The organism is Spirosoma validum (assembly GCF_014699035.1).
GTDB lineage: Bacteria > Bacteroidota > Bacteroidia > Cytophagales > Spirosomataceae > Spirosoma > Spirosoma validum.
The window spans coordinates 1-11,358 of record NZ_JACXAA010000039.1 but is presented as its reverse complement, the minus strand read 5'-3'; the positions used below and the strand labels follow the sequence as shown (position 1 = coordinate 11,358).

General features: G+C 42.4%; 14 protein-coding genes. 4 read left to right on the top strand and 10 right to left on the bottom strand.

Going from position 1 to position 11,358, the window contains the following annotated elements; genetic code table 11:
• Positions 1-96: 96 nt before the first annotated feature.
• Complete coding sequence (locus IC230_RS33890) at positions 97-483, bottom strand: helix-turn-helix domain-containing protein (RefSeq protein WP_191043522.1); 387 nt, start codon at positions 481-483, stop codon at positions 97-99.
• A gap of 12 nt (positions 484-495) precedes the next feature.
• Positions 496-792: a type II toxin-antitoxin system HigB family toxin gene (locus IC230_RS33885; protein ID WP_191043521.1), complete on the bottom strand. Its 297-nt coding sequence runs from the start codon at positions 790-792 to the stop codon at positions 496-498.
• An 879-nt stretch (positions 793-1,671) separates the two neighbouring features.
• Here IC230_RS33885 and IC230_RS33880 point away from each other — a divergent pair.
• Both IC230_RS33880 and IC230_RS33875 read left to right on the top strand, forming a co-directional pair.
• Positions 1,672-1,929 carry a DUF7660 family protein gene (locus IC230_RS33880; protein ID WP_191043520.1) on the top strand — a complete coding sequence of 86 codons (258 nt, stop codon included), beginning with the start codon at positions 1,672-1,674 and terminating at the stop codon, positions 1,927-1,929.
• A 99-nt stretch (positions 1,930-2,028) separates the two neighbouring features.
• Positions 2,029-2,385, top strand: a complete 357-nt coding sequence (locus tag IC230_RS33875; protein WP_191043519.1) for a hypothetical protein — start codon at positions 2,029-2,031, stop codon at positions 2,383-2,385.
• Positions 2,386-2,528: 143 nt separating this feature from the next.
• Here the strand turns inward: IC230_RS33875 and IC230_RS33870 are convergent, their stop codons facing one another.
• From IC230_RS33870 to IC230_RS33855, 4 genes are all read right to left on the bottom strand, one after another.
• Positions 2,529-2,951 (bottom strand): hypothetical protein, encoded by a 423-nt coding sequence (locus IC230_RS33870; protein ID WP_191043518.1) that lies wholly within the window; start codon positions 2,949-2,951, stop codon positions 2,529-2,531.
• Positions 2,952-3,117: 166 nt separating this feature from the next.
• Positions 3,118-3,540, bottom strand: coding sequence for a hypothetical protein (locus tag IC230_RS33865; RefSeq protein ID WP_191043517.1), 423 nt, complete (start codon positions 3,538-3,540; stop codon positions 3,118-3,120).
• A gap of 93 nt (positions 3,541-3,633) precedes the next feature.
• The gene (locus IC230_RS33860) at positions 3,634-4,146 is read right to left on the bottom strand and encodes a DUF4274 domain-containing protein (RefSeq protein WP_191043516.1); all 513 of its coding nucleotides are present in this window, start codon (positions 4,144-4,146) and stop codon (positions 3,634-3,636) included.
• Between the two features lie 29 nt (positions 4,147-4,175).
• On the bottom strand, positions 4,176-4,670 hold the full coding sequence (locus tag IC230_RS33855; RefSeq protein ID WP_191043515.1) for a hypothetical protein: 495 nt from the start codon (positions 4,668-4,670) through the stop codon (positions 4,176-4,178).
• A gap of 523 nt (positions 4,671-5,193) precedes the next feature.
• On the opposite strand from IC230_RS33855, the gene IC230_RS33850 reads away from it, so the two are divergent.
• Both IC230_RS33850 and IC230_RS33845 read left to right on the top strand, forming a co-directional pair.
• Positions 5,194-5,547 (top strand): nuclear transport factor 2-like protein, encoded by a 354-nt coding sequence (locus tag IC230_RS33850; RefSeq protein ID WP_191043514.1) that lies wholly within the window; start codon positions 5,194-5,196, stop codon positions 5,545-5,547.
• Positions 5,548-5,796: 249 nt separating this feature from the next.
• Positions 5,797-7,221, top strand: coding sequence for a carboxylesterase family protein (locus tag IC230_RS33845; protein ID WP_191043513.1), 1,425 nt, complete (start codon positions 5,797-5,799; stop codon positions 7,219-7,221).
• An 89-nt stretch (positions 7,222-7,310) separates the two neighbouring features.
• Here IC230_RS33845 and IC230_RS33840 read toward each other — a convergent pair whose 3' ends face one another.
• From IC230_RS33840 to IC230_RS33825, 4 genes are all read right to left on the bottom strand, one after another.
• Entirely contained in the window at positions 7,311-8,786 is a 1,476-nt protein-coding gene (locus tag IC230_RS33840) for a TlpA disulfide reductase family protein (protein WP_191043512.1), read from the bottom strand.
• A gap of 391 nt (positions 8,787-9,177) precedes the next feature.
• Positions 9,178-9,528, bottom strand: a complete 351-nt coding sequence (locus IC230_RS33835) for a DUF4369 domain-containing protein (protein WP_191043511.1) — start codon at positions 9,526-9,528, stop codon at positions 9,178-9,180.
• Positions 9,529-9,620: 92 nt separating this feature from the next.
• Complete coding sequence (locus IC230_RS33830) at positions 9,621-10,697, bottom strand: M56 family metallopeptidase (protein WP_191043510.1); 1,077 nt, start codon at positions 10,695-10,697, stop codon at positions 9,621-9,623.
• Positions 10,697-11,062 (bottom strand): BlaI/MecI/CopY family transcriptional regulator, encoded by a 366-nt coding sequence (locus IC230_RS33825; RefSeq protein ID WP_191043509.1) that lies wholly within the window; start codon positions 11,060-11,062, stop codon positions 10,697-10,699. The genes IC230_RS33830 and IC230_RS33825 overlap by 1 nt, the downstream gene beginning before the upstream one ends.
• Positions 11,063-11,358 lie beyond the last annotated feature (296 nt).

Below are 11,358 nucleotides of genomic sequence, written 5' to 3'. Positions count from 1 at the left end.
TCCGTTTTTCTAGGTTGAATTCTGTCAATTCCTACTATCCGACTTATTTCAATTAACTATTCTCATCAAATGCTCCCAAATGAGATGGTTGTGATATTAGGCATGTTCTAAAATAAAGTCAGCATCGATCTTTAATTTGGTGCGCAAGGTCTTGGCCATGGCTAGGTTAACCCGGCGCTTGCCCCTCAGGATCTCCGATAAACGGGTTGCGGGCACTTCCAATAGTTGGGCCATCTCCCGCTGTTTCATCTTCCTTTCGTACATCTTGAACTCAATCATTTCCGGAATCGACTGCGGCACTTTAATGGGCATCAGGGGAATGCTGTCTTCATAAGCTTCGGCTAACTCCGAGAGTTGGGCCAACTCCGTGGCCTCGTCAGGGTTCAACGCAACGAAGCCTCCCCCTACTGTCGCTTTTTGAAGGAGGATTTCAATCTGAGCCATCAGTTGCTGATAGTCGGCGTAGGTGGTTGGCTGTTGCATGGGTGAAAGTGATTAAATAGTTGAGCAGTCCGGTAGTTTGTCATACTGGGCATGAGTGCCAACAAAACGAATGAACAGGGTTCGTTTGTCAAAGAAGATCATCGCTACCAATCGGTAATGGTTGCCTTTTATGTTAAAAACGTAGTGGTCGTTGCCCACATAATCGACGGAGTTGAAGGTTTGCTTGACATCGGTCAGCGATTTCCAGTCAGCGGCTTTAACGATGGCATACCATTCATTTAGAGCCACAACCGCGCTAGTGTGCTGAAGGCCGAACTCGTTAAGAATGGTTTTGCTGATAATGACCATTAATATCTCCCTAATACAAACTAAAGGTATGGATTAGAAATTACATTATCAACTATAAACTTACAAATTCTGTAAAAGCATGCGCTAAATCAACGCTCTAAAACCATCTACGTTGGCATGATTCTGTTAATGAAAAGAGAGAATCAAAAATGCTTTTGTACAAAACGAAGAAAATTTCATGTGTTTGTAGAAAGAAACGGGCGTTTAAAAACACTGCGCAGGAAGGCGATGGAAACGGGAGAATATCGGTTAAACCCAAAAAAAGACCTGATGTCCGACCGTCAAATTCACCGCAGGAGGGATGCTACCGCGACGTGGATCGATCGGCCTTCACAAGAGTTAATAATCAGTAGAAAGTACCTAAATTAGCTGTTAAACAAAACTGGAGTTTTGTTTAACTTTTCTCACAGGTTTTCATAATCTTGATTATATAACAGATTAGTCCATGAAAATCGTGTTAGTAGGCTTGATGATTTGCCTTGCAAGCTGCCAACCAGAGACTACATTCGAATATTATACCTCTCCAGATAAACGTAACGCAATTACAGTCGTGAAGCATGAGGGAAAAGTCTATTTTACGCGAGGTAGGTTTACTAAACCAATAGTACCGCCAAGTTTCATCTGGCCTATATCGGGCATGGACGGCGAGTATTTTTGCTATATCCATTGGTGCGGTCTGGATGGCGTTGAGATACTGTCTCCTTACGGAGGAGAATGGCTAGATACCGAAAAAGACGCTTTATTGAAGTTTAGGAAAATAGACAATAATGAACACTCTTCAATAGAGAGGAGTGAATCGCAGGACTATATATTATGTTATGGTAATATTGGGGGTTAATGTCTATAATTAACATAAAGCAAATTATACAACCGTTTTGAATGAGAGATTTTAAAGCCCAAGTCGATAGTATATCTTCAAAAGAAGACTTCACTAAGTTCTTAGGTAGTTTACTTGAAGATCTTCAATCGGATCGATCTTCTTGGGAGAATAACACTTTGGATGAGTACTTGGACGGAATCAAAAGTTGGACTGAAGATATGGATGGCTACTATATCAATATGGGTAAGCCGATTCCAGAAGATGTTAATTGGCGAGTATTTGCCGAAATTCTAACGGCTGCAACTCGATACGAATAGTTTCCAGACTAACATAATGCCACTTATATAACAGATCTTTTAGACCTTCCAACTACAACCGAGCTTCTTGAATTTTGTGGGATATAAACTTAATTAACTATGAAAACCCTGTTACTTTTAGCGTTAATAACCTCTTTACTTGCGGCCGTAAGTTCCTGCCAAAACAAAGAAGAACTAGCAGTAAAATCGGGTTGTGATTGTCAAGGTGAACCCTCCAAGGTGATAGATCGCGCTTTGGCTATTCACAACAAATCCCTCATTAGTATTCTAGATCCTGAGCATCTCCAACAAGGGTGGCAACTCTACACAGCTACTTATTTTAATCCTGACTTCATTCGGGGGAAAGTCAATGAGATTGATACAGTTTATGTCAGTGGTAATCTGCGGGGACCTTGTAACTATGGCGACTTTAATTATCACTCACGTCTTGAAGTCACTGAAATTAGACGAAAGTAAGTTGGCTTTCTAATCTAAATATGCCAATCTCTAAGTTGCGTTCATTAACATAAAGATAGTTATACAACAGGGCTAGAAAGAATACAATTTTCAAATACCATACCGAATTGAATTTTATTTAGAATTAAATATTATAGAAAGACTTAATTATGGTAATAAACACCATAATCAGTAATTAAAATCAACAGGTTTGTCTTTGCGAAAAATAAGATGACTGCTTCGTCTGAGGTAGCATACCAAATATATTTCCAATCATCAATTAAATAACTGATTGATAATGAGTCTATCTCATCAGGATAAGACCAAATTAAATTTACTTTTTCGTCAGTTATATTAAATTTTTCTAGTAGATTTTGTACATTATTAGTTGATTCCAGATTCTTGTATAGTACTTTATAAGGAAGATTTTTCAAAAGTCTGTTAAACAGATCAGATTTATTAGTTACATTGACTTCGAAACTAAATAAAATATTTTCTAACTTAATTTCATCTTGCACTGAAATTACTTGATATAGTAAAGGTTCGTCGAATTCCTGTTTAAACAAATCAAGCTTGAATTGATCCATATTTCTTTAATAGGCCTTATTAATTTTATACAATTTGACCAGTCTTATTATACGTAGGTTAAATTACATTTTTTCAAGGAGTGTTGTATAACTAGACTTGTGTAAATGAATTAAACTTAGAAGTGATTGGTATTCAACAAAAGTAAACATTCACAATAAAGTACAATTATCTGCCCGACGTCCAGTGATCAAGTCGAATAATATTCTTGAGTTCGCCACTAAACAAACTCATATGCCCTTTTGAATTCATGTCGAATAGGCCAATAATTATTACATACTTCTTACTGTAGTCACTCATTTTTTTCTCTTTTTTGATCTTTTCGGAGAAGTCTACCCAGAATGCATTTTTAATTAAACTATGAGTGAAGTCTTCTTTATGAAGATAAATAGCATCACCTTCAAATTCCAAGTTTAGGTAACCAACAACTTGTACAAGTTTGCCATGATATTTCTCAGGCGTTGCGATTAGTTGAATTAATGAAGCATCATAGACAATTGATCGGCTGTCAATATTGGTTATTTCAGGTTGAGCAAATAGGTTGTTGTAAAACCCTAAAGTGATCATCAAAGTGACTACAAATACCCTCATTTTGCTTGTTGTATAAGTGGCATTATGTAAAGCTAGGCATTGATCGGATGGTTTTCCCTTTGCTGTAACATCTCCATAACATTTTAGTCAGTCCTAGAATAAGAAATCTTCCCCTTCTGACGGCTCTTTGAGCTTGCTAGGTATTTTTTCATTGTCGAAACCCTCCCACGAGGCAATCGACCTTGGGTTAAACTTTATTCGTTCCTGCTTAAAAAACCCTTCTAGCAACAGATTCTCTGCTTCTTTATACAGCAGATAACCATCAATATCAAAACTTGGTACGTCTTGAGATTTCTCATACCGTGCATAATAATCAGGTGTATTAAGCCAATAAATCATTAGAGCTGTCCCTCGGTCACATTCTGGATAAGTAAGTATCAGTAAGGGTATTTCATCTCCATCATCCCAATTCCAATTTTTTATTAAATAATGCAACTCTTCAGCCGTTTTCAACTTCTCTACATTTTCTATACGAAGTTTTAGTATTTCTGTATTTTCATCAGCACTCTTTTCAATCTCCCACTGCTGTTTTTTAGATAAGCTGTAGAATACATCAAAAATCTTGTCTTTAATAAATTGAATTTGCTCTTGAGTGAGCTTCAACATTGTTTTTTGGTTTTATAATTTGCTATATGTTAACCTAAATGCCTTTGCTTGATTATTTTGTCATCCTCTACAGATGCGGCTGGCCATAATTCAATCAGGTAGTGATCGTTCCCCTCAATACCCATTTGATCGATTGTATGCTGGCCACCATAGTAGACTCGAAGCCGCCAATTAGGTGTAGCTCCTTCAACTAGCAATCCATTCTGTCCTTCATTACCTAATTCAGCGATTAAGATACCTGAAGATTGGGTTCTGATTGAGCACTCAACAATTTGGTCCCACTCGTCTAGGGGATGAATGAGCGGATCTGTTTCTAGAACAGCTACTTCGATAGGGACAGTGAAGTTTCTAAACGTTTCTATTACGATCAACCTACCATTCTCTTTTGAAGAGAACATATCTCTACGAGCCTGGTCAGTCGACCAATCTGCTTCAATACGGACTGTTGACCAATCTAAACCAGCATCGTAGATAAATATCTGAAAGTAGTCAGCAAACAGACTAAGGGTATAGGTTTTAATCATTCAAACCTGTTATATAGTCTCCATTGTGATAACTCAGAAGCCGTTTTTAGCGGTCCTTTACTCGCAGTAAAGAGAATCAATCTAGGGATATTCCATTAACATAATACAGGGTTTTCTCCTTCCCTTTTTAAAGGACAATTCTACTCGTATTCAGGACTGTTATGTGGTGGTTGATCTTAGAATATTCCCTTAACATAAGAACTCATATACAACTTGACTAAAAAAAGTACCATTTTTAAAGCACCCAATTTGTCGAAAGTATGTGCAGAGAATTGCCCCTATGTGGCTATACTATGACAAATGGGTTAATCTTTTCAGGAAATAGTTGGTAAGCTAGTAAAATTTCGAATTCTCAGATAACCCTCCCAAGGGAGACGAACCTATCCTGCTTCAATAAGCACCCTACCAAAGTCTAATACAATAATAGAAAATGTCGCATTCTGCCCCTTACGTTGTCGTTTTTACAGGTCCAGAAAGCCAGTCAATCTGACTATTTTTGGCTCTATATAAACAACAACATCCGATGAACATGACCAATCAACAGATTGCACAAGCTTTTTCCCGACATGACTTTGCCAGTACCTATCCTTATTTATCGGATACCATTCGGTGGAATCTAATCGGCAGCCAGCTGCTAACTGGAACCCAAAGCATCATTACTGCATGTGAACAATCGGCCGCTTATCTACAAACGGTCACCACTACGTTCGATAAATTTTTAGTGCTTTCTACGGAGAACAACATAGTGATCGACAGTTTATCGACTTACGCAGACGGCGAACATCAGCTTTCGAAGGTGGCCTCATGTGATTGGTATCGTTTCGAGAATGGGAAACTGGCCGAAATAACGTCCTATACGATTGAAATAAACGACTAGGAAGATCTGGTTCTGTTCAACAAAATCATGTTTTCTAGCAACGACATCCATTTGTCGTGAGTGTGTAGGTCATGACTTGGGCTGACACTTAATTACGTTCAAAAACAGATTTCGCACACAGGTTTATATTCTCAAATTACACTCCTATCTGAGACGAAGCCCCTAGGGCAGCCCGAGCTATGCCCTATTGTCGATGCACGCCTAGTAAAGCTTTTAGCATAAAGCCTTTATAGGTCAACACTTGGCTTTATGATTAAACAAGTTCACCAGACTATTTGCGCCAGCTTAGGGCTATCCTTGGCGGCTGGCTTATTTCAAAGTTGGCTTCATTTTCAACGGGGCATTGATCTATACATGCTAACCTCCTTTCGAAGCTGGTTTCTAGTTTTCGACTTCATTGCGCTCATAACGGCTAGTTTGCTACTAACCTATTACTACCGCAAAAACTTTAGGGCGACATTCTGGGCAGGATTGGTAGCCACCCTAATCTCATTTGTAACCCTACTCTATCTAATCCTAGCCACTCTTTACCCACTGCTGGGTCAATATGTCAGAGTGGCTGTATTGGTGGGCGTATTAGCCGATCTGGTTTATGGCACGACACTGGCTGCTTCTCAGTCCGGGGGCAGACCCTGGCTAAAGGGGGCAGGTATTGCGATGGCCTTACTTTATGGGGCTCAGTTGGCAGCCCTGGTGTGGTTTATCGACATCCCCCCTTATCCCCCAACCGCCCAGCTCGATGTAATCCAGCAATGGCTCTCCTTAGCTGACCGGATCATTCCAGTTCTACTCCTGTTTAATTTTGTTGATGAGTTAACGAACACTCCTGACGGTAAGGAGCCAGTTGACCTACCGGCCGGATTGCTACTTGCCAAAGGAATGGTGGTGATTCTTGCCATCTCGACAACGGTACTCGCTTTTCAGCTCATTGGGGACAACCACAACCATACCCATATATCTGCCCGCGAAAAGGCCCTGGCACAGCCTTTTGAGGAAGGAAGCTATGTCAGCCGCCAAGGGGATACGTTGCTGTACCGACTCTTAAAGCCCCTGCATTACGATGCCAAGAAACGGTATCCATTGGTGGTTGGTCTGCCTTTCTCCTGCCGGCTAGACAATATTCGTCAGATCGATGCCTGCCCCATAGCCAAATGGCTAGCGACGGATGAAAACAGGCGTAAGTATCCTTGTTTTGTGTTTGTGCCTCGCTGTCCACCCTATTCTGGCTGGGGTGGTGTCGCCAATACGCCTTCGGTAGCTCCCCTAGCCATTGAGGCCCTTGTTTCTCTGGATAAGGCATTTTCGATTGACACCCAACGGCGTTACGTGTCGGGCGTATCGCGGGGAGGGTATGGCTCCTGGCATCTGATTGGCACCCACCCAGAGTTGTTTGCTGCCGCTATACCCGTATGCGGAGAAGGCGATCCTAGCCAGGCCCCTGGTATGGCAGGCATCTCGGTCTGGGCTTTTCACGGGGCCAAAGACATGAATGTACCGGTGAGCGGGTCTCGGCAGATGGTTAGTGCGCTCAAACAAGCGGGCGGTGCTCCCCGCTACACGGAATATGCCCATCTGGCTCACAGTGTATGGGAGGAAGTCATCAAGACTCCGGGCTTACTGGAGTGGTTATTTTCTCAAAAACAAACGGACCATTCTAAAGCCACTAAAAGTTAAGTCTTCTCGTAAAACGCTCCAGTATGAGACGAACGTTCAGTCATATAAACGCCCCATTTTAGAGCATTTACGTGGATATACTCTCGACGTTATTTGCTAAGCTCACGATTAATCATCGCTTCCAAATTGGCTCCACTGCTCGGTTTAGCCGCATCGAAACTCACTATATTACCCTGCTTGTCTACCAAGATAAATTTAGGGATAGCACTGGCCGAATACAGATTCTGTACTTTGCCGTTCTGGTCAAAAAGCTGTAGCCAATCCGGGGTATCCTTGCGTAACGCTCTTTTCCAATTCTCTACTTTGTCATGTACCGCAATACTGATGAAGACTACTCGATCGTCGTGTTTATACTTCTTGGCGATAGTCTTTAAGTGAGTAGTTTCTACTCGGCAAGGCCCACACCAACTTGCCCATAAGTCCAGGTACACCACTTTTCCTTTATAATTACCCAAACTGTACTGGTTGCCTACGCTATCTTCAATAACAAAAACAGGGGCTGGTTTTCCAATCTCCGTTTTTAGAAGCGATAAAGCAGTCGTTGACAATAACTGTTCTATCTTCTCTCTATCTTTCACCGAAACAAGGGAAGATACATAGGGCACAAATTCTTTTTTTACTCGACTTAATTCCTCAATTGAGCCAGCATATCTAATCGACTGATCTAATTTAGTGTACAGCTTTATTTCGCGAATCGCTCCCTGATAATGAGTCGCTATTTGCTGAATAATTTGGGCTTCCTTTTTCGCTTCGTTACAGTAATTCGGCACTCGTCTACAGTCAAGTGTTCTTAAATAAGATGAATAAGTCCCCATCAACCAACTTATATAATTTTCTGATACTAAGTAATCATCATTATATAAATTCTCTAACACCATTCTGTCGTAATTATCCTTGACGAACGAAACACTTTTTTGATACGTAAAGCTGGAATCATTATTTACGTAGCTAATTAGATAGTATAGCTTCATGAAATGGTTATCCAAGCGGGTGCTATTCTTAAAGTAAGAAAACCATTTATCATTCGTGTTACCAGGGCGAAATGAAGCATTAAATAAAGAATCTCTAACGGCCTGATCCCGCTTGACAAACGAGAGAAGTTGTTTTTCTTTCAAGTCAAACCACGGCGTGTCGTTTCGCCTATTGAATTGTAATACGTCCCACGCAAACAGATAGTTACTGTTTTGGGAGCCCTTACCAGAGAGCGATTTACTCTTAAAAAATGACGCATAGTCTTTACCATCAGCGTTAAACGTTAGCTCATAACCAGGAGCGATATATAAATTAGTCGATAAGTCATTTTGGCGTAATGTGGCCATCATTGGCCGATCTACTTTTCGGGTTTCTAATCGAAATGAGCCCTCCTTATCCAGATTAATTTCTTCAATTGTATAGTCCTTATACTGGGTGCTTTTGTCTCTGAAAAATAAGATAAACTTGCTTTCTTTTGTATTGCTTATTTTACCCTTTATCACGAAGGGTTTAATTGATTGAGGTTTTTGGCCATAGCCTATAAAATTTGTAAAAAATAGTAGAGTGACTAGAAAGAAATGCGTCGTTTTCATAGTATCATGTTTCGTTTTCATTACTCGTTGCCACGTTTAGTATTCCCGCTAAGCGCCTTGGCCTAATAATTAACCTGTTTGCCTTTCCGTGCTTAGACTTTGTTCAGGGTCATAACGTTGGCGGTTAGCTCCTTTGGATGGTTTGCCCGAGGAGCACTTAGTTGCTTGAAGACGGAACACTCTACAAGTGATGTGAGCAAATATAGCTTAACACCGTATTGGCCGAGGCTGTTGCGAGTGGATACTGTTCTAGCAAAGCCCAGATCGCTGCGTTTTGTTGAAACAGGGGCTGGAGGGTCTATCCACTTAATTGACTCAGGTGGATGGTGTCGCCTTTGGTCCGGGCTTGGTTTTCTTGCTGCTCCAAACGAGCCAATTCCGCGTTGTAATGTTAAGACACCTGGTCATGCTGCTGTCGGATGGCTTCCTGGGGTGAGCCTGTTACCCTAGTCTGGTAGAGCGAGTCGGCCTGACCGTTAATGTGCATCGGTATATTTTCCAGATAAAAGTACAGCGCCTGGGTATTGAGGCTAGTCTGAGGCATATAATACGTTGGTTCGCTCACATGACCTCCAAACCTAAAATTGCCCTGAGCATCTGCCTGGGTGGAATCGACTCGATTCTTGGCTTTGTAAATAGCCCGTTCGTAGAGATACACTTTCTGATGAGCGCCCCCCTCTAGTTGGCCCGAAAGCCTGTACGTCGGATGGGTTTCTGGCGAGTCTGGGCCAAGCCCTGGCAAGAAATCAGCAGGCTAGCAATTAGCCAAAAAGCCACATAACGCATACGTAGGGGGTTATCAGTGAATCAATAATTGGTGCTTGGTAGTCCTCATTAAGGCGAAATTTGTTGTTGTAACCGGATAAAGTCAGGGTCTTTTAGTTGAGCGTCGAACGCTTGTTGTGTGGCCTGCCAGCTAGCCGATTGATAATAGCTTCGTAGGGAATCTAACTCCTGGTGTAGCGCAGGACTAGCGGCCCGAATTTGGAGCTGAATAAAGGCCGGATCATGCATTTGCCCGTTAAAGGCATAATGATTGGCCATGTAGGTTTGAAACACGGACCATCCCCCACAGCCCCCTAGTAGCAGCAATATCATGATCCCGTACAAGGGACGCCAAAGGGGGGAGCTAACCGCCCGGTTCATCTGCTGGATTCTGGTTTTTAGGTCAACGGGCGAGAAGTGGCTACCCAACGTCGGGGGACGAATGGCTCCGCTCTGCCGTAACAAACCATATTGATACGCTTTCCGATTAGCACCCTGGTCCAACACGGCCCGGTCGGTCAAAAATTCAAGATTTTGTCGGATGGTATCACCCACCCAATAGCTAACGGGATTAAACCAGAGTACAAGGGTAGCGACTTGAGCCAGCAGTAGATCCAGGCTGTGACCCTGTTGGGCATGGACTCGTTCATGGATCAGAATACTGGCTGCGTCTGGATCGGCCAGTGCATCAGGATTAATGAACACGCACCGACCAAAGCTAAAGGGAGCCATTGGCTCGGTCAATAACCGAACCCGATACGCGCCCACTTGCTGTGGCTGAGAAGATTGCCACACCCGGCGCAGTAGCTCCAGCTGCTTTACCATCCGCAGGCTCATGATCAAAACCCCGGCCCCATAGACGTAGGCTAAAAGCAGGCCCTTCTGTAAGAGTTGGGGTAAGGTTTGGTTTTTAACAAACGGAAGCTGATCGGCCAGCTGACTAACGGGCCGCGAATAGGTGGGATACTGATCCGCCAAAGCGGTCCAGTCCAGCAAGGGGTAGAGTAGGCTAAACAGAAGGCTCCCCAGTAAATAAAGCCGGTTCCAGCCGTAGAATGTGAGCCGCTGTAACAGCAGTCGGTAGAGCGCCCACCAAACGAGTAGGCTCACATTGGCTTGCAGCAGATAAAGTAACCATGAGTCCATCAATGATCTTCTCCCGATTCAATCAAGTGAATAATTTCCTGGAGGTCCTGTGGGCTGATCTGCTGCTGGGTGGTAAAAAAAGCGACCATATCTCGAAATGAGTGGTTGAAGTAGTGGCCAACGAACTCGGTCATCCTCTCTTTTTTGTAGGCTTGCTGGTCAATCAGGGGACGGTAATAGAAGGAATTACCCAGCTTTTGAGCCGTTACATACCCTTTTTTCTCTAAGTTCTTAAGGGTGGAGGCTAGTGTGGTATGGGGTGGCTGGGGTTGGGGCATTCGCTCTAAGAGCTCACTAATAAAGCCACCCTGCTCGGCCCAAATGGCTCGCATCGCTTCTTCCTCTTGGGACGTTAATTTATGCATAAATCTACGAACATTTCGTAAATGTACGGTAATTTCGTAGATAAACATCACAATCCATATTTTTCAGTAGTTGAAATTCGATCTAATAGTGGCTGACTACAAGTATGATGATGTGATGTATAGTTGATTTATCTCAAAAAAGGCTCCCCAACCTGAGAAGACCGAGACTGAAGTAATACTTCAATAACCGGGTGTTTTTAAGTTACTCTTAGTTAAGATCTGAAGTTACGCAGGCAGTGTGTCTGCCAGCAGATTGTTTTGTTGCATAAGCCTTAATTCCGATAAAGCAGCCTGAA